Source organism: Staphylococcus sp. 231237_7MaSpsaltlick, assembly GCF_043107035.1.
On record NZ_JBICNX010000011.1, the window covers coordinates 117,859 to 136,625 of the forward strand.

Genomic DNA, 18,767 nt, shown 5'->3' on the forward strand with positions numbered 1-18,767 from the left:
AAATCAACACCTTTCTCATTTTATGAAGTAATTATATTCGATATTACTATAAATAATTAATTAAAATGTACGCCGTTAGGCATGTTGATTTTGATCTATCATTTCTTTAGCATTTTGACGTGTGATATCTGTTACACTAGCACCTGAAATCATTCTCGCTATTTCGTCTATACGTTCTGAACCTGAAAGCTCCTGGACATGTGTAGTAGTTCGGTCATCTACTGAATCTTTACTGATAAATAGATGATGATCGCTCATTGATGCTACTTGTGGCAAATGAGAAATACAAATTACTTGAATATGTTTGGCTAATCCTTTCATTTTTTCAGCCATTTTTTGTGCTGCTTGACCTGAAACCCCAGAATCTACCTCATCGAATAATATTGCCGTTTGTCCTCGTGTTTTAACAAAAATAGTTTTAAGCGCAAGCATAATACGCGATAGTTCCCCACCAGATGCAATTTTATTTAAACTTTTAAGAGGTTCACCCTTATTAGGACTGATTAAAAACTCTACAAATTCAATGCCTTCTCTATTAGGAACATCTAAAGGTTTAAATGAAATTTCTAAATTAGCATCCTTCATTTGTAAATTTTGAATTTCATCCACGATGTGATCGCGAAGTGTTTGAGCCACAACACGACGTTTTTGGGATAATTCTGAACCTAATTTAATTACATTTTCATATAATTTTTCAATTTCTTGTCTTAACTGAGAAGTACTTTCTTCATAGTTTTCGATTTTATTAATTTCATTCGCTAATTTGTCTTGATATTTAATTAATTCACTAATATCTTTACCATATTTTCTTTTCAAATCATTCAAGACGTTCATTCTAGCCTCAAGTTCATTTAAATAGTGTTCATCAAATTCAGTATTAGTCAATTCATCATACAATTGATGTTTAGCATCTTCTAAAGTGTAGTAAAATTGATCGACTTCTTCTTTAAGTTCATCATATTTTTCAGGTAAAATGTCGCTTATTGATTGTAATTGATTACTCAATTCATATAGACGGTCTGTAATCGCATGCTCATCAGTTAAAGTTAGATGCGCATTATTTAAAGCTAAACTTAGGTTTTCTGAGTTTTGTATACGTTTAATGTCTGATTCAAGTTGTGTAACTTCACCGTCAACCAAGTTTGCTTCTTGGATTTCTTCGAACTGAAATTTAAGTAAATCGAGACGTTGTAATAAAGCTTGATCGGCAGATTCTAACTCTTCAAGCTCTTTCTTTTTAGCTTTATATTGATCATAAGTGTCAACGTATTGTTCAAGTAAGCTTTTGTATTGATTTTCAGCATAGTTATCGAGTAATTGTAGATGATATTTTTGTTTTAATAAAGTTTGTGTTTCATGTTGACCATGAATATCTAACAATTCTTGCATAATTTTACGTAAATCTTGCAAAGTGACGATTTGATTGTTAACTCTACAAATACTTTTACCAGTGCTGAAAATTTCTCTTTTAACTAATAGAAAATCTTCATCTATGTCGATATCCAAAGCTTCAAGTATTGAAATGGCTTCTTTACTTTCGTCAATATCAAATATGCCTTCAATAATAGCTTTCTTTTCACCATGCCTTACATAATTTGATGACGCGCGCATACCAATCAGTTGTCCAATGGCGTCGATAATAATTGATTTACCTGCGCCAGTTTCACCACTTAATACTGTTAAGCCATCGCCAAAATGAACTTCTAGTTCATCAATGATTGCAAATTGTTTGATAGATAAAGTCTGTAGCATCCTTCTAAACACTTCCTTACACTTATAATAAATTAAAGATGCGCGTTTTGATTTTTTCGCTTGCTAACTCATCTCTGCAGATAATTAAACAAGTATCATCACCACAAATAGTACCTAAAACTTCCTCCCAATCAATTTGATCTAAGATTGCACCGATTGATTGAGCGTTTCCCGGCAATGTTTTTAAAACTAATAGGTTACCTGTGCCATCTATATTTACAAAAGAATCCATTAAATAACGGCCCAGTTTTTCTAGAGGATGATATTTTCTATCATTTGGCAAACTATAAACATACTGTCCTGTTGGTGTGGGGACTTTTATCAATTGTAATTCTTTAATGTCTCTGGAAACTGTAGCTTGAGTGACATTTAATTCGTACTCATTTAATCGTTTTACTAATTCATCTTGTGTTTCGATTTTTTCGTTTGAAATTATTTCTCTAATTTTAATATGTCTCACTGATTTTTTAGCCATATATAGCACCTCTATAAACGAATATTTATACATTTATTTTAACACATGCATATAAATACTACTACTAAAGATAGTTGAAATATTACTTAAATGAAAACGATAAATCTGCATGTCAAAGGTGAAGTAACGGCGTTAAATATATTTAAATAACTGTTGTATGACAATGATAATTATAAAAGTAATGAATAATTATTGAATAGTATGTGATAAACTAATAATTAAAAATCACCCTTGTTTTCTAAATTCAGTTTAAACTCTCACCAAACGAAGTTTATATTAACTTTCTTTTTATAGTGAATATTAACCGTAATTAAAAAGAGGACGGAATGGAAATCAAAATTTGAAAGATGATTTCGTATCCTCGCCCTCTACAAGAATCCATTAAGATTCGCGATTATTAAATAATTCAATAATATATGTTAAATTTTCGATATTGTACTTATCTGGTAATTGTTTTAGACAATCATAAGCTTCTTGGGTATGATATGTCATTTTTTCCTCGGCTCCTTGTTGCCCCAATAATGATACATATGTACTCTTATCGTTATCAATATCACTACCAACTGCTTTACCTAACTTCGCTTCATCGCCATATACATCTAATAAATCATCTTTAATTTGGAACATTAATCCTAAGTGTTCACTAAATGATTCTAATGCATCAGCAACATTTGATTCAGGCTTTGCAATATCTACTGCGGCCATCACTGCAAATTTGAGCAACGCCCCTGTTTTGGCATTATGAATTTGTTCAAGTGTATCAATATTTACTTTGACGCCCTCACCCTCACTTTGCATATCTAGAGTTTGGCCGCCTACCATACCTAAATGTCCACTAGCAAAAGCTAAACGTTTAAGTAATTTGACTTTAGAAGTATCATCGACTGATTCATCATTCACAATAATATCAAATGCTTTGGTTAAGAGTGCATCACCAGCTAATATTGCTTTCCACTCACCAAATACTTTGTGATTTGTAAGTTTACCTCTGCGATAATCATCGTTATCCATTGGTGGTAAATCGTCGTGTATTAAAGAATAAGTATGAATCATTTCTAAGCCAAGTGCTGAAGAAAGTCCAGCTCTATAATCATTGGATAACATATCCAATGTTAAAAGCAATAACACTGGTCTAATGCGCTTTCCACCAGCTTCTAATGAGTAACGCATACTTTCTTCTAAATTTGTATTTAAATCTGAATTCGGAATCGCTTCGGATAATAGTTGGTTAACTTCCTTTGTTAAGTTTTCCATTTTTTTATTCATTTTCATTATCTTCCTTCACGACATCATCATTATTATCAGTCTGCTCATCTGCCATTAATTCATTGACTTTCTTTTCGGCGTCTTTTAATGTTTCATCGCAAGTTGCTGATAATTTCATGCCACGTTGGTACAAGTTTAGAGATTCTTCTAATGATACATTTTCATTATCAAGCTTTTGTACGATATTTTCTAACTCTTTCATCATTTCCTCAAAACTTTGTGTATTACTATTGCTCATCATTACACCTTACTTTCTTAACTTGAGCATCAACAACGCCATCTTTCATTGTTAATACTATGTTGTCATTTTCAGCTAAATCACTAGTGCTTGTAATAACGTTATTATCCTTGTTAACAATTGTATAACCACGTAACATGGTATTTGTAGGACTCAAATTATTAAGACTTTCTAATTTTCTAGCTAAATTATTTTTTTGGTTGTGAATAAAATTATTCATAACTTTATTTAAATCATCTCGCTTTTGAGCGTTTGTTAATTGTTCTCTATTTATATTTTGTTTAAAACCTTTAAGATTAAACTTATTCAATAATAGTTGTAATTGCTGTTGATGATTTTTAATTGCTAAATTCATCGATAAATTAAGTTGTTTTTCTAAATCATCTCGTTTTTGAATTTGTTGATCATACAACAATGTTGGCGTTTGAAATTTGTAATAAGATGATACATGTTCTAAATGTTTTCTTTGTTGTTGTAAATGCTGTTTTATAAAACGTGTAAGTGATAAATTTATTTGTTGTAAGTATTGACGTAATTCATATTGATCTGGTGTAGCCATAACTGCTGCTTGTGTTGGCGTAGCTGCACGAATATCTGCAACAAAATCACTGAGTGTAAAATCGGTTTCATGGCCAACTGCGGAAATGATAGGCGTAGTACATGCGTATATTGCTTTAACAACATCCTCTTCATTAAAGTTCCATAAGTCTTCAATAGAACCTCCGCCGCGCCCAATAATTATTGTGTCGACACCTATTTCATCAGCCTGTTGTATATTATTAATAATATCATTTTTCGCTTGTTCACCTTGTACAAGGGTACTGATCTGTATTTGTTCTGCTAAAGGGTATCTACTGTTGATTGTAGTATGAATATCTCTAATTGCTGCACCTGTGCCTGCTGTTAATACTGCAATCTTCTTAGGAAACTTAGGTATGGGTTTTTTGTTATTTTGATCAAAATAACCCTCTTTAGTAAGTTTTTTCTTTAGTTGTTCTAATCTTTGGTATAGGTTACCAACGCCATCTAAATGCATTTTATTGACATAAATTTGATAATTCCCACGGCGTTCGTATACTGACACGCGCGCTTCTAAAAGCACTTCGTCACCTTCTTTAGGTTCAAAATCAATTTTCGAGGCACTTCCTTTAAACATCATTGCACTAATAACACTATTGTTATCTTTGACGTTGAAATAGAGATGACCACTACTATGCTTTTTAAAATTAGACAATTCTCCTTTAATTAAAACGGATTGTAAGTGTGGGTCTTGATCAAATTTATACTTAATATATTTAGTAAGTGTTGATACACTCAAATATTCTGTCATGTTATATCACTCTTTTATTCAATATTGCTCAATACACCATTTATAAATTTATAATGATCATCATCACTGAATTGTTTTGCTAATTCCACAGCTTCGTTGATGATTACTTTTTGTGGCGTTGAACTATTTAACAATTCATAAGTGGACATTCTTAAAATAATGCGGTCAGATTTTAGTAATCTATCTAAAGTCCAATCTTTTAAATGCGGTTGGATTTTTTCATCTAAGACTGATTCATGATCTTTTACACCCGTTACTAGCCAGTTGATAAAATCAAATTCTAAATCAGGATTATCATCTTTAATAAAACTAATTGCTTCATCAATAGTTAATTCATTATTTTTCATTTCAAGTTGAAATAGAGTTTGAAAAGCTTGTGTTCTCGATTCTTTACGACTCATTATAAACTCCCTTAAGCATAGTGTTATTTGTAAATCATTTGTGAATAGAAAAATAGGACGCATTTCAAAATAAACGGTTATTTCAGATTTTCACAAAATGTATTTATAAAGTAAATTTGCTTTATTTAATTTTAATTTATTGGTTCGATATGCGTGATATGGATATTAATTTGGCTAGGTTCAATTGTGGTCATTGTTGTTAATGAATTATATATAGCCTGTTGTATTTTTTTAGCTGTTTCTGAGATATTAATTCCATAGGACAAAGTGCAATATACATTTATATAAATGCCATCTTCTCTTGTATCTACTTTTATACCTCTACTTAATTGTTTCTTGCTTATATTTTCAATACTTGTATGTTTTAACTCTTTAAAATGACCTTGAATACCTTTGATTTCAGATGTTGCTATACTTGCTATAACTGTTAAAACTTCGGGCGCAATCTCAATTTTCCCTAAATTGGAATGTGTGGACTCTGATACTTTGACCATTTCACTTACCCCCTAATTAGATTCATCATCCATAATATTATATGTTTCTAAGAAATTAGTATTAAATTCTCCACTTCTAAAGATATCATTGTTTAATAGTCGAACGTGGAATGGTATCGTTGTGTCTATCCCCAATACAAGGTATTCGCCTAGTGCGCGTAAACCTGTCATGATCGCTTCGTCTCTAGTTGGTTCGTGAACAATAAGTTTTGCAACCATAGAGTCATAGTATGGAGGAATTGTATAATTAGTATAACATGCAGATTCAATTCTTACGCCAAATCCACCTGGAGCCAAATATTGAGTGATTTGACCTGGCGAAGGCATAAAGTTTTTATATGGATTTTCAGCATTAATTCTGAATTCCATTGCATGTCCTTCAATTTTAATATCTTTCTGTTTAAATGGTAATTTTTCGCCCATTGCAATTTTCAATTGTAGTTTAACTAAGTCTACACCTGTAACCATTTCGGTAACTGGATGTTCAACTTGAATTCTTGTATTCATTTCCATAAAATAAAATTCATTAGAGTCTAAGTCATATATAAATTCAATAGTACCTGCGTTTTCATAATTAACTGCTTTTGCAGCTCTTACTGCAGCGTTACCCATTTCTTGTCTTTTTTCTTCAGTTAATATTGGAGATGGTGCTTCTTCAACAAGTTTTTGCATCCTACGTTGAATTGTACAATCACGTTCACCTAAATGAACAACGTTGCCATAGCTATCTCCCATAATTTGTATTTCTATATGTCTGAAATTCTCAATGAATTTTTCCAAGTATAAACCGCTGTTACCAAAAGCAGTTTCCGCTTCTTGTTGCGTCATTTTAAAGCCAGTTTCTAATTCTTTCTCATCACGAGCAACTCTAATACCCTTGCCACCACCACCGGCAGTAGCTTTGATGATAACTGGATAGCCTATTTGATTTGCAATTTTTTTCGCGTCTTCAATATTTAAAACAAGCCCCTCACTGCCAGGAACAACTGGTACTTCAGCACGTTTCATTTCTTCTTTAGCTACGTCTTTGATTCCCATTTTTTGAATAGAATCAAAGCTTGGTCCAATGAATTTAAGTTGACATGCATCGCATAATTCAGCAAAATCGCCATTTTCTGCTAAAAAACCATATCCAGGATGAATGCCGTCACAGCCTGTAGATGTTGCAATGGATAAAATGTTTGGGATATTTAAATAAGAATCTTTAGATTGGGTTGGGCCGACGCAGTATGCTTCATCAGCAATTTGAGTATGTAAGGCGTCTTTATCTCCTTCAGAATATATAGCCACAGTTTGTAAACCTAAATCATGACATGCACGAATAATTCTTACTGCAATTTCCCCTCGATTTGCTATTAAAATTTTATTCATTATTTTACCTTAAATAACGGTTGGCCATACTCTACCATTTGACCGTCTTCTACTAAGATTTCAGCAATTTCACCGCTGACTTCGGCTTGTATTTCATTGAATAATTTCATAGCTTCTAATATACATACTGTTGAATCATTTGTTACAGAATCTCCAACTTGCACGTAAGCACTTTCTTCTGGAGACGGTGATTTGTAAAACGTACCAACCATTGGGGCATTAATAGTTTGTAAGTTATCTTCTACTGCATTAGTGTTTGCGTTATTATTTGTGCTTGTTTCATCAGCGCCTTGTGTTCCTGCAGGAGTTGATGCCACGCCTTGTTGTGGTGTTATTTGTTGCATCGGTTGTTGTGAAATTTGAGGTGTTATAATTTCAGTTTCTTTTTCTTTTTTTAAATTTAAAATATTACCTTTGTCCTCAATATTAATTTCAGTCAAGCTAGATTGGTCAAGAATTTCTATTAATTCTTTAATTTCTTTAAAATTCATAAATACTGACTCCTTCAGATTGTTTTCATTTACCTAGTTTATTTTACTTTAGTGATATGTTCAATTCAAGCATATACATACTTTCTATAATAAACTGATTAACTTTTATCGTGTACTATATGCCTATAAGTTTGCAAAAACCTTAAATTTATAAATAAGATGTGTTGTCTTTGATTAATCAATAAAGAAATGAAATCTATATATTAAATAAAAATATTGTAACTTACACTATAAATACATTGTTATTAATGATACTTTAGGCTTGATAATAGTTCAACACACTTCATTTGATTTATCGCGCACTTGAACGCACTAAATCATACTCAAATTGAACATTAAATATAAAGTTAAGTATTTATAATTTAACAGTTTAATTATAGAAATTATAGTATTCATAAACATTATATTATCTAATATAACCTTTTATATTTATAATAACCATAAAAAACCTTTCCAATATATTGGAAAGGTTTTTACTCATTTCATTTTTAAATAATAAAAATATTAGGCTCTAGAAATGTAACTGCCGTCACCAGTATTAATTACAAGTGTGTCACCTTCATTAACAAATAAAGGGACATTTAATGTATATCCTGTTTCTACTGTAGCAGATTTAGTGGCACCATTTGCTGTGTCGCCTTTAATACCTGGTTCAGTTTCTGTTACTACAAGTTCAACTGTTTTTGGTAATTCAACGCCAAGTGTTTCATTACCGTAAGTTTGAATTTGGACTTCCATATTTGCTTTTAAGAAATTTAATTCGTGTTGTAAATAATCTCCTTGTAGCTCTGTTTGATCAAATGTTTGATTATCCATGAAAACATGCGTATCTCCATCGGCATATAGATATTGCATACGACGATTCTCAATCATAGCAGTTTCTACTTTTTCGCCACCTCTGAATGTTTTCTCTTGAATCGAACCAGTTCTTAAATTACGTAGCTTAGAACGTACAAACGCAGAACCTTTTCCTGGTTTAACATGTTGGAAATCTAAAACTTTCCAAATGCCATTATCTACTGATATTGTTAAGCCTGTTTTAAAATCATTAACCGAAATCATTCAGTTTCCTCCTCAATTATAAGGTCTTCTATAAAATAATAAGGTTTTTGGGAGATTTAGTAAAGCGTTCACAGCCATTTTCTTTAATTAAAATGTCATCTTCAATACGAACGCCACCTAATCCATCTAAATATATACCAGGTTCAATTGTAACACAATTATTTATATCTAATGGCGTATCTGATTTCCTAGAAAGGTTAGGACCTTCGTGAACGTCTAATCCAATACCATGACCAAGCGAATGTCCAAACGCCTCACCATAACCTTTTTCGGTTATATAATCTCTAGCGATAGCATCTAATGCTTTACCAGTTATACCTTTTTTAGCGGCGTCAATGCCTTTTTGGTTTGCCTCTAACACAATATTATATATTTCTTTGAGTTTTGGATCAGGCTCACCTATCGCAAATGTACGAGTGATGTCTGATGAATACCCTTTGTAATATGCACCGAAATCTAATGTAATTAATTCTCCTGAATTTATAACTTTGTCACTAGCAACACCATGAGGTAGCGCACCACGTTCACCAGAAGCTACAATTGTTTCAAATGAAGTTCCTTCAGCACCTAGTTCTAACATTTTACTTTCTAATTTTGCTTTTAGTTGCTGTTCAGTCATACCAGCTTTTGCCACAGTTAAAATATATTCATATGCTTCATCAACTATATCTGCTGCTTTTTGGATCAACTCAATTTCTGATTCATCTTTAACTTCACGTATTTTTTCTATCATACCTGAAATACTAATTAAACTAATGTATGATTTACTCAATTGAAGATATGTATCGTAGCTGACTAAGTTGCCTTCAAATCCAACATTTTGTACGTCTAACTTTTCAAGCTGCTTTTTGACTTCATCAATTAAGCTTCCTTCTTGTTTGATGATTTTAAATTCTGGGGCTTGAGCAGTCGCTTGTTCAATGTACCTAAAATCAGTAAGCAATAAGTTGTTATCTTTCGTAATAATTAACGCACCACTTGTACCAGTAAAACCGGATAAATAACGTCTGTTAAAGTCAGAAAGTACGACTACCGCTTCTAAATGTTTTGATTTAATAGCGCTATTTAATTTTTCAATTCTTGTCATTTGTCATCCTCCTATACAATAAGTTTGTACATTTTCTTTTTATACATTAAAATGATAGCATAATTATTGTATAAATTTATAGTTTTTGAATTAGGAGAGAGTTATGAAGAAAAAAATAGTGGCTATTTTATGTGCTTCATGTATACTTGCTGGTTGCGGAAGTCAAAATCTTGGTCCTTTAGAAGAAAAGACGACCAAACTTCGCGATGAAAATCATAAGTTAAAGGGAAACATTCAAGAATTAAAACAAGAAATTAGCAAAGAGCAAAATAAAATTGTGGCGCTAGAGAAAGATAAAAAGGATATTGGTAAAGCGAAAAGCAACAAAAAGAAAGCAGCTAATTTAAAAGCATCTTCTACATATTATCAAGATATCGCTAAAGTAATTGATCAATATAATGATATTAAAAGTGATGTATCAAAAAATAAAGGTGATAAAAAAGTACAAGATAAACTTGTAGATATTAAAAACAAGATGAATAGCGCATTTACGACATATAAAAGCGATGTCGATAAAGAAAAGATGGATAGTGAAGATAAAACCAAAAATAAAAATATAACTAAATTGGACAAAGACTTAAATTCAGCGTTTAGTGATATTAAAGGTGGTTACGACGCCAAAGATAAGAAAAAGATTCAAAAAGGACAAAAATCTTTATCAACTATCAGTATTAAAGATAATCAAAGTTAACAATCACATAGGAGTGTTTTAGTTGAAACAAGCAATATTTTACATCGTTATCGCAATTGCAATCGTAGGATTAGTACTCAATCTTGATGCTTTTATCTTCAGTTTTGTAAGAATGGTCATTAGCTTAGCCATTTTTGGTGGTATTATATACGCAATCTACTATTTCTTCTTCTTAACTGAAGATCAGCGTAAATACAAACGTGCTCAACGTAAGTATAAAAGACAAAATAAAAAGAAAAAATAACAATCGTTTTGGAAATACGGTTTTACAAATGAACCCCGAAAAGTTTCTTTTAAATAGATACCTTTCCGGGGTTCATTTTACAATTTAGATATTTTAAAAAATATTTTGTAAACCTATATTACTTTAATTTATTGAATGAACAACGTATACCAAACTATTTACGGTAATTCCACTCGTCAGATTTATATTTATCAATTAACTCATTTATTTCATTTTGTTGTTTTTCATTAAGTACTAATGGTTTAAAGTCAATATTCAATCCTTTTTTAAAGCCTATTTCAAATGCTACTTCCATCTCTTCTATAGTAATATGACGATTTGAAATATCGTTAATTGCCACAGCTTTTTCTACAAATGCTTGCTTCATTTTATCTTTAAGCCGATCATTTTTAAATACAAACATATCAAACAAGTCATCTATGTCTACATCTTGTAACAAGGAACCGTGTTGTAAGATAACTCCTTTTTGGCGAACTTGTGCACTTCCAGCAATTTTACGCCCTTCTACGACTAATTCATACCAGCTAGGCGCGTCAAAACAAACTGCGCTTCTTGGTTGCTTTAAATTCGCTCTTTCTTCTTTTGATTTTGGAATAGCAAAAGAAGCATCAAAGCCTAAATGTTTAAAACCTTCTAGCAATCCTTCTGAAATAACTCTATATGCATCAGTTACTGTTGAAGGCATCTCAGGATGTGATTCTGGGACTATAACACTATATGTAAGCTCTTTGTCATGTAACACCCCTCTACCGCCTGTTTGACGGCGTACAAGGCCATAACCTTTAGCGTTCACTTTTTCAATATCTATTTCTTTAGTTAGCCTTTGAAAATAACCAACTGATAAAGTCGCAGGGTCCCATGTATAAAATCTAATTACTGGATCTATCTCTCCTCTAGATACAAAATTAAGTAAAGCTTCATCCATTGCCATATTATAATATGGGTCTTTGCTACCAGTATTTATAAAATTCCATGTTTCTGTCACTTTCAAAACTCCTATCGCTAAATTAAATTGTGATAACAGCAATTTTGTGTTATCGTTTTCAATAATTGTCCAAGTTTGTCAGCAATAACTATTTATCGTAAGAAAAATATTTTGATAAATTGCGCTAACAGTCTTATAATATATAATATCGGTTAATTAGGGAGGATGCAAGATGAGTAACTTTTGGTTTATAGCGTTAGCAGTTTTAATAATTATCATCGCTTACATGCTAATCAATTATCTTCTAAATAAAAGAGCAGTCACAGAATTAAACCAAAATGAGTTCCATGATGGTTTGCGCAAAGCTCAAGTTATTGATGTAAGAGAAAAAGTGGATTATGATTACGGACACATCAATGGTGCACGTAATATTCCAATTACAATGTTTAAACAAAGATTCCAAGGTTTAAGAACAGATCAACCTATCTATCTTTGTGATGCGAATGGCATTGCCAGTTATCGAGCAGCCAGAACTTTAAAGAAAAACGGCTACACGGATATCTACATGTTAAAAGGTGGATATAAAAAATGGACTGGTAAAATTAAATCTAAAAAATAACTTTATAGCTTTTAAATAATAAGCGGGTTAACATTTGATGTTGACTACGCTTTTTATTTTGCACAAAAAATCGAACTGGCTTTATACCAGTCCGATTTTTACATTTATATAGATTTAATATACTATCATTGGTTAGTGTAAACTGACTATTCTTTTTCTGAACGCAGGTTTTCAAACTTTAACACTGGAGTTCTTGCTGCTTTTGTTTCATCTAATCTATCAATAATAGTTGTATGCGGTGCTTCTAATACAACGTCTGGGTTCTCTTTAGCCTCATTTGCGATTTGGATCATTGTATCGCAGAAGTGATCTAAAGTTTCTTTTGACTCAGTTTCTGTTGGCTCAATCATCATACCTTCTTCAACATTAAGTGGGAAATAGATTGTCGGTGGGTGTACCCCAAAATCTAATAGACGTTTAGCCATATCTAATGTACGAACACCATGTTCTTTTTGTTTAGAGCCGCTTAACACAAATTCATGCTTACAATATTGGCTGTAAGGTATTTCAAAATGCTCTTTCAACCTTGCTTTAATATAATTCGCGTTTAATACGGCAGCTTCAGAAACTTCTTCAAGGCCTTTATTTCCCATACTACGAATGTAAGTATATGCTCTTAAATAGATCCCAAAGTTACCATAGAAAGGCTTAACACGGCCAATAGAATTTTCTATATCATTGTCATATTTATAAATATCATTTTCTTTAACAACCATTGGTTTTGGTAAGAAGCTCGCAAGTTCTTTTTTAACACCTACTGGTCCAGAACCTGGTCCACCACCACCATGTGGTCCTGTAAACGTTTTGTGTAAGTTTAAATGCACTGCGTCAAATCCCATGTCGCCTGGTCTAACTTTATCCATAATGGCATTTAAATTTGCACCATCATAATATAATAATCCGCCAGCTTCATGAACAATATTACGAATATCCATAATATTTTTTTCAAAAATACCTAAAGTATTAGGGTTTGTTAACATAATAGCTGCTGTTTTATCATTAACTAAACGTTTTAAGTCATCAATATCTACTTCGCCGCGTTCATTTGATTTAACAGTTACAGACTTGAAACCTGCGAATGCAGCTGAAGCTGGGTTAGTTCCGTGTGCAGAGTCAGGAACAATAACTTCATCACGATGACCTTCTCCATTTTTTTGATGATATGCTTTGAAAATCATTAGAGCAGTCCATTCACCATGTGCGCCAGCAGCAGGTTGTAACGTTACTTCATCCATACCTGTTATTTCTTTCAACTCTTCTTGTAAACTATGAATAATCTCCAAAGAGCCTTGAACTTGTGATTCATCTTGTAATGGATGTGATTCTGCAAATCCCGGGATTCTAGCAATTTTTTCATTTATTTTTGGATTATATTTCATAGTACACGAACCTAATGGATAAAACCCTGAATCTACACCAAAGTTTTTATTTGAAAGCTCTGTGTAATGTCTCACTAAATCTAATTCAGCAACTTCTGGTAGTTCAGCTTTATTTTTTCTAATGAATTTATCATCTAATAAATTTTCAACAGCACCATTATCTATTTCTTTTTTAGGTAATGAATACGCATAACGGCCTTTTTTAGAACGTTCAAATATTAATGGACTCGATTTACTTACTACCATTTAGTTCACCTGCTTTCTTAACAAATGTGTCAATTTCATCTTTTGTTCTCAATTCTGTTACAGCAATCAACATATGATTTTCAAATGATTCTGTTACGTCACTTAAATCGAAACCTCCAATGATTCCTTCTTGTATAAGTGCATCATTGATATCTTTAACTGGTTTATCAAATTTTACTACAAATTCGTTAAACGAAGTTCCATTTGACACTTCCAAACCTGCTTGTCTAAATTGTTCTTTTGCATAGTTTGCGTTTTCAAAGTTTTGTACTGAGATATCATAAATACCTTCTTTTCCTAAGGCAGACATACAAATTGAGGAAGCTAATGCATTCAATGCTTGATTTGAGCAAATATTTGAAGTGGCTTTATCACGACGTATATGTTGCTCACGTGCTTGTAATGTTAAAACAAAGCCACGATGTCCATCTGCATCTTCTGTTTGTCCTACTAAACGACCAGGTGTTTTACGCATTAATTTTTTAGTTGTAGCAAAGAAACCACAATGAGGGCCACCAAATTGTGCAGGTATACCAAACGGTTGTGTATCACCTACTACAATATCAGCACCAAAACTACCTGGAGGCGTTAGTAACCCTAAAGCTAGAGGATTGGTATAAACGATAAACAAGGCTTTTTTACCCTCTATAAATGATTGGATTTTTTCTAAATCTTCAATCGAACCATAGAAGTTAGGATATTGCACAGCTACTGCTGCTGTGTCGTCATCTATAGCTGCTTCTAATTTTTCTAAATCTGTAATAGTGCCATCTAAGTCTACCTCTACGACTTCAAACTCTTCTCGTGTTTTTACATATGTGTTTAAAACTTGTAATGCTTGATAATGTAATCCTTTAGAAACTACGATTTTGTTTTTACGCGTTTGATTAAAAGCTAAAATACATGCTTCAGCAAAACTTGTAATGCCGTCATACATAGATGAGTTTGCAATGTCCATTTCGGTTAATTCACATATTAATGTTTGAAATTCAAAAATTGCTTGTAATTCACCTTGTGAAATCTCTGGCTGATACGGCGTATATGCAGTATAAAATTCTGAACGAGAAATCATCGCATCTACTACTGCTGGTGCGTAATGATCGTATACACCTGCACCTAAAAATGAAGTGTGTGTTTCTTTAGTGATATTTTTACTTGCAACTCTACTTAAACGCTTTGTCAATGAAGTCTCAGCCTCAGCGTCTGGGATAGCTAATTCTCTGTTTAATAATATATCATTAGGCACATCACCAAATAATTGTGCAATTGAATCTGCACCAATGGTTTCTAACATTTCTTTCTTATCTTGCTCTGTTAATGGAATATAACGATGACTCACAGTAACACCCCTTTGTATTATTTACTTATTTGATTTTTCTTAACAATTTTTGCTTTTACTTGTCTCTTTCTTACTTGAACTAACACTTCTTTCCCCATTTCAAAAGCATCACGATTAATTAAAGCTAAACCGATTGATTTACCAGTTAAAGGTGATTGGGTACCCGAAGTAACCACTCCAATTTGATTACCATCTAAATCCAATACTTCATAGCCAGTTCTAGGAATACCTTTTTCAATCATTTCTAAACCGACTGTTCTACGTTTTGAACCGTGTTCTTTCTGCTCTTTAAGAACACTTTTACCAATGAAGTCTGCTTCAATTAATGGTTTGGCTGCAAATGCGATTCCGGCTTCATATGGTGTGATATCTTCACTTAAATCTTGCCCATGTAGAGGTAATCCAGCTTCCAACCTTAATGTATCTCTAGCTCCTAAACCACATGGCACAACCTTATGTTCTAATAGTTTATTCCATAAATAAGGGGCATCATCAGCATCGCAGTAAATTTCAAAACCATCTTCACCAGTATATCCTGATTGTGATAAAATTACGTTTTTACCGTAAAATGCTACATTTTGTTTAAATTCGAAAGGTTTCATTGAAGATACATCTACATCAACATGTTGTTGAACTAAGTCACGTGCATTTGGACCTTGAATTGCTAATTGACCATAATCATTCGAAACATTAATTACCTCTGCATCGAATTTTTCGGCATTCTCTTTCATCCAAGCAAAGTCTTTATCTGTATTACCAGCATTTACTACTAATAAGTATAGATTTTCATCTAATTTATATGTGATCAAATCATCAATAATACCGCCATTTTCGTTGCATAGTGCAGTATATTGAGCTTTATCAGTAGTCAAATTTTCAGTATCGTTAGAAAGGAGATATTGTACTAGCTTTGCAGCATCACTACCTTTTATCAGAATTTCACCCATATGACTTACATCAAACAAACCGATTTCTGTTCTAACAGCATTATGTTCTTCTTTAATACTTGAAAATTGGACTGGCATAGCCCATCCACCAAATTCTACGATTTTAGCACCGCTGTTTACAAAAGTTTGATAAAGCGGTGTTTTTTTCAGTTCATTAGACATGAAGAAACCTCCTATTATTTAAGTAAATATATTAAAAAAACAGGGTAGACTAAGCTACCCTGTTTAAATTCTCCAGGAATGCGTCACAGTATTATCCTTTTGCCTGAGAGTTTCGTTAAACTTGCACCTTCGGCGACGGACTAAAGTTATAACTATTATAACTAACCATTCTCTCCAATACTGATCATTCGCAAACTACCTCTTCCATAATCTCACATTGCAATGAGTGAAGAGATTTACTGCTATTTAATTTTATGAATGCGATTTCATTATATCTTGAAACCCTTGAAGAATACAAGCTTTTTAATTCAAAAAGAGATTTATTGTTTGCATTAGGTCTATTGCTGTCATTTTTGATTCTATTATAAACAATGTTCAAGTCACAATCTAACCATATTACTCTTCTTTGTAGTTTTAAAAAGTCGAATGTTTGATCACCTTCAATAATTCCACCACCAGTCGAAATAATATTATAGTGGTTTATACATTCTTTTAGATACTTATATTCCAATTCTCTAAAACCTGCTTCACCTATTTGTTTAAAAATATCTGGTATAGACTGATTTTCTTGTTGCACTATGTACGCATCTAAGTCAATGTAGGATAGTTGATTATGTTTTGAAAGATATTTACCTAAAGTTGTCTTACCAGTTCCCATAAATCCAATTAATATCAACGGTTCCATTTTAATGTTATTCAAAAATATCTTCCTTCTTCATAAATAAATTAATTTGATTTTCATAATATTTCTCTATGTTATCTAAAGTTTTTAATTGTATCCCAATCTGAAATACATAAATTGTAATTAAAGATAAATATAGCATAAATATTACCAGCACAAAAGGATAGATGTATGCATTATTGTTAAATATATAATTGTCTTTCATAGAAATTCCCTTTTTCAATTATCTGTAGATTAATTTTTAAAGTTTTAAAATTGATTACTTTAAATTCAGCAGATTTAACGTTGTTTAATAAAGTTATATTTCCTTTACCGTTAATACTTTTTATAATCTTATCATTTTTTAATTCATATATCATATCTTTATTATTATTTTTTATGACTACTGTATTTTTTCGTATGTCATTTACTATAATTTGAGAATCTTTTTTTAATAAATCACGCGTTAAATCAGCAGCAAAAAATTCTAAATCTAGGTTTATTTGATTTGTAAAATGTGATTCGATAAAGTGCGTCGTTTTAAATATTGAAGGCAGTATTGTAAATATCAATATAGTAATTAATAGTGCGAACAAAACTTCAATATACGTAAATGCTTTAATCTTTTTTACCATAGCATTTTTCATATTTCGTTCCTTTTTTTATTATACAAAGTTTTTGATTAGCCAGCTTTAAATGATAAGAATTTAAATCTATTCCTTTTTTTAAAGCTGATCTGTCATAATGATATAGTGAGTTTAATATAACCCTCTTCATCTCCATATCAGTTATTTTGTTTTGGACTTCTTTAGAAAGTTGTAACATCATGGGAATAAACAACATGCATATCAAAATTATTGTTGAAAAAGACAATAACGCATCTATAAATAATGAACCGTAGAAATTATACTTTCTCATATCTCAAGCGTCCTTTTTCTATGTGAAATATAATTTTATATAAAGATTTATCGAAACTCAGATATAACGAACCAAATTTGTTTACCTCTCCGTTTTTATCAAAGTTAATATAGTTTAAATTTGTACGCGGATGTATATACGTATGGGGAGGTAAATCAATAGTAGAATTTTTCATAGTTTGTTCTTTTACGCGGATTTGAGTAGAAAAGTCATTAAATAACAATGTTATAGACTGTTGATCTTTGATTGCTTTAGACTTTAAATAATTAAATTGCATAATTAAATTATTTACTTTTAAATTAGCTGAACTCAACTCATTTTTGTCAAAAGTTACTCGCTGCGTTTGTAAAAATATAAGTATACTTATAATACTTAAAACAAATAACATTTCAACATAAGTAAATCCCTTACTAACTAGCAACTGCTTCACCATTGTCAATTGATATTAAAGCGCCTGATTTACATTGCTTTTGATTCTCTTTAATATAACCTTCATTAACGAGTTCTTCCATAGTAGATGGCTTCTTATTAAACTTTAAGCTATAGGCTTCAATTTGACTATCTATCATTTTAAGCTGTGCTTCACAACTCTTAGTCTGTATATGCGAGGATTGTTTAGCTATATTAGGTATAATTAATATTAATAATAAACTTATTATTAGCAAAACC

23 protein-coding genes and 1 riboswitch are annotated in these 18,767 nt (G+C 31.7%); of the genes, 3 read left to right on the forward strand and 20 right to left on the reverse strand.

Annotated features, from left to right (window positions below; genetic code table 11):
- Positions 1-75: 75 nt before the first annotated feature.
- The 11 genes from recN to ACF91D_RS19640 all read right to left on the reverse strand — a co-directional run bounded on the left by recN (position 76) and on the right by ACF91D_RS19640 (position 9,967).
- A complete protein-coding gene (gene recN, locus ACF91D_RS19590; RefSeq protein WP_039068387.1) occupies positions 76-1,752 on the reverse strand; it encodes a DNA repair protein RecN in 1,677 nt (558 codons plus the stop codon).
- Positions 1,753-1,774: 22 nt separating this feature from the next.
- Complete coding sequence (ahrC, locus tag ACF91D_RS19595; RefSeq protein ID WP_017724556.1) at positions 1,775-2,227, reverse strand: transcriptional regulator AhrC/ArgR; 453 nt, start codon at positions 2,225-2,227, stop codon at positions 1,775-1,777.
- Between the two features lie 381 nt (positions 2,228-2,608).
- A complete protein-coding gene (locus tag ACF91D_RS19600; protein WP_039068388.1) occupies positions 2,609-3,493 on the reverse strand; it encodes a polyprenyl synthetase family protein in 885 nt (294 codons plus the stop codon).
- Complete coding sequence (locus ACF91D_RS19605) at positions 3,486-3,731, reverse strand: exodeoxyribonuclease VII small subunit (protein WP_039068389.1); 246 nt, start codon at positions 3,729-3,731, stop codon at positions 3,486-3,488. Before ACF91D_RS19605 ends, ACF91D_RS19600 begins: the two co-directional genes overlap by 8 nt.
- On the reverse strand, positions 3,721-5,061 hold the full coding sequence (xseA, locus tag ACF91D_RS19610; RefSeq protein ID WP_069792145.1) for an exodeoxyribonuclease VII large subunit: 1,341 nt from the start codon (positions 5,059-5,061) through the stop codon (positions 3,721-3,723). Before xseA ends, ACF91D_RS19605 begins: the two co-directional genes overlap by 11 nt.
- Positions 5,062-5,075: 14 nt before the next feature.
- Entirely contained in the window at positions 5,076-5,462 is a 387-nt protein-coding gene (nusB, locus tag ACF91D_RS19615; RefSeq protein ID WP_017724560.1) for a transcription antitermination factor NusB, read from the reverse strand.
- A 131-nt stretch (positions 5,463-5,593) separates the two neighbouring features.
- Complete coding sequence (locus ACF91D_RS19620; RefSeq protein ID WP_039068391.1) at positions 5,594-5,956, reverse strand: Asp23/Gls24 family envelope stress response protein; 363 nt, start codon at positions 5,954-5,956, stop codon at positions 5,594-5,596.
- 12 nt (positions 5,957-5,968) lie between these two features.
- A complete protein-coding gene (accC, locus tag ACF91D_RS19625) occupies positions 5,969-7,327 on the reverse strand; it encodes an acetyl-CoA carboxylase biotin carboxylase subunit (RefSeq protein ID WP_039068392.1) in 1,359 nt (452 codons plus the stop codon).
- Complete coding sequence (gene accB / locus ACF91D_RS19630; RefSeq protein ID WP_039068393.1) at positions 7,327-7,818, reverse strand: acetyl-CoA carboxylase biotin carboxyl carrier protein; 492 nt, start codon at positions 7,816-7,818, stop codon at positions 7,327-7,329. The genes accC and accB overlap by 1 nt, the downstream gene beginning before the upstream one ends.
- Positions 7,819-8,322: 504 nt before the next feature.
- Positions 8,323-8,880 (reverse strand): elongation factor P, encoded by a 558-nt coding sequence (efp, locus tag ACF91D_RS19635; RefSeq protein ID WP_017724564.1) that lies wholly within the window; start codon positions 8,878-8,880, stop codon positions 8,323-8,325.
- A gap of 28 nt (positions 8,881-8,908) precedes the next feature.
- Positions 8,909-9,967, reverse strand: a complete 1,059-nt coding sequence (locus ACF91D_RS19640; protein ID WP_039068394.1) for a M24 family metallopeptidase — start codon at positions 9,965-9,967, stop codon at positions 8,909-8,911.
- Between the two features lie 103 nt (positions 9,968-10,070).
- Between ACF91D_RS19640 and ACF91D_RS19645 the strand changes: the two genes are divergently transcribed.
- Both ACF91D_RS19645 and ACF91D_RS19650 read left to right on the forward strand, forming a co-directional pair.
- Positions 10,071-10,658: a hypothetical protein gene (locus tag ACF91D_RS19645; protein WP_327620589.1), complete on the forward strand. Its 588-nt coding sequence runs from the start codon at positions 10,071-10,073 to the stop codon at positions 10,656-10,658.
- Between the two features lie 22 nt (positions 10,659-10,680).
- Positions 10,681-10,902 (forward strand): SA1362 family protein, encoded by a 222-nt coding sequence (locus ACF91D_RS19650; RefSeq protein ID WP_039068396.1) that lies wholly within the window; start codon positions 10,681-10,683, stop codon positions 10,900-10,902.
- 154 nt (positions 10,903-11,056) lie between these two features.
- Here the strand turns inward: ACF91D_RS19650 and ACF91D_RS19655 are convergent, their stop codons facing one another.
- Positions 11,057-11,887: a lipoate--protein ligase family protein gene (locus ACF91D_RS19655; RefSeq protein WP_039068397.1), complete on the reverse strand. Its 831-nt coding sequence runs from the start codon at positions 11,885-11,887 to the stop codon at positions 11,057-11,059.
- A gap of 172 nt (positions 11,888-12,059) precedes the next feature.
- On the opposite strand from ACF91D_RS19655, the gene ACF91D_RS19660 reads away from it, so the two are divergent.
- Entirely contained in the window at positions 12,060-12,446 is a 387-nt protein-coding gene (locus tag ACF91D_RS19660) for a rhodanese-like domain-containing protein (protein ID WP_039068398.1), read from the forward strand.
- A gap of 146 nt (positions 12,447-12,592) precedes the next feature.
- On the opposite strand, the gene gcvPB is transcribed toward ACF91D_RS19660, so the two are convergent.
- From gcvPB to comGC, 8 genes are all read right to left on the reverse strand, one after another.
- Complete coding sequence (gcvPB, locus tag ACF91D_RS19665) at positions 12,593-14,071, reverse strand: aminomethyl-transferring glycine dehydrogenase subunit GcvPB (RefSeq protein WP_069792149.1); 1,479 nt, start codon at positions 14,069-14,071, stop codon at positions 12,593-12,595.
- Complete coding sequence (gcvPA, locus tag ACF91D_RS19670; RefSeq protein ID WP_039068400.1) at positions 14,058-15,410, reverse strand: aminomethyl-transferring glycine dehydrogenase subunit GcvPA; 1,353 nt, start codon at positions 15,408-15,410, stop codon at positions 14,058-14,060. The genes gcvPB and gcvPA overlap by 14 nt, the downstream gene beginning before the upstream one ends.
- Positions 15,411-15,427: 17 nt before the next feature.
- A complete protein-coding gene (gene gcvT, locus ACF91D_RS19675) occupies positions 15,428-16,519 on the reverse strand; it encodes a glycine cleavage system aminomethyltransferase GcvT (RefSeq protein ID WP_107549069.1) in 1,092 nt (363 codons plus the stop codon).
- Between the two features lie 81 nt (positions 16,520-16,600).
- Positions 16,601-16,707, reverse strand: a riboswitch (glycine riboswitch).
- Positions 16,704-17,204, reverse strand: coding sequence for a shikimate kinase (locus tag ACF91D_RS19680; protein WP_107550132.1), 501 nt, complete (start codon positions 17,202-17,204; stop codon positions 16,704-16,706). (Overlaps the previous riboswitch by 4 nt.)
- A gap of 179 nt (positions 17,205-17,383) precedes the next feature.
- Entirely contained in the window at positions 17,384-17,827 is a 444-nt protein-coding gene (gene comGF, locus ACF91D_RS19685) for a competence type IV pilus minor pilin ComGF (protein ID WP_039068403.1), read from the reverse strand.
- A complete protein-coding gene (locus tag ACF91D_RS19690; protein WP_069792151.1) occupies positions 17,799-18,098 on the reverse strand; it encodes a hypothetical protein in 300 nt (99 codons plus the stop codon). The genes comGF and ACF91D_RS19690 overlap by 29 nt, the downstream gene beginning before the upstream one ends.
- A complete protein-coding gene (comGD, locus tag ACF91D_RS19695; protein WP_256093161.1) occupies positions 18,085-18,528 on the reverse strand; it encodes a competence type IV pilus minor pilin ComGD in 444 nt (147 codons plus the stop codon). The genes ACF91D_RS19690 and comGD overlap by 14 nt, the downstream gene beginning before the upstream one ends.
- The coding region (gene comGC, locus ACF91D_RS19700) for a competence type IV pilus major pilin ComGC (protein ID WP_392437581.1) at positions 18,509-18,767 on the reverse strand (259 nt) is incomplete at its 5' end. The genes comGD and comGC, both read right to left, overlap by 20 nt.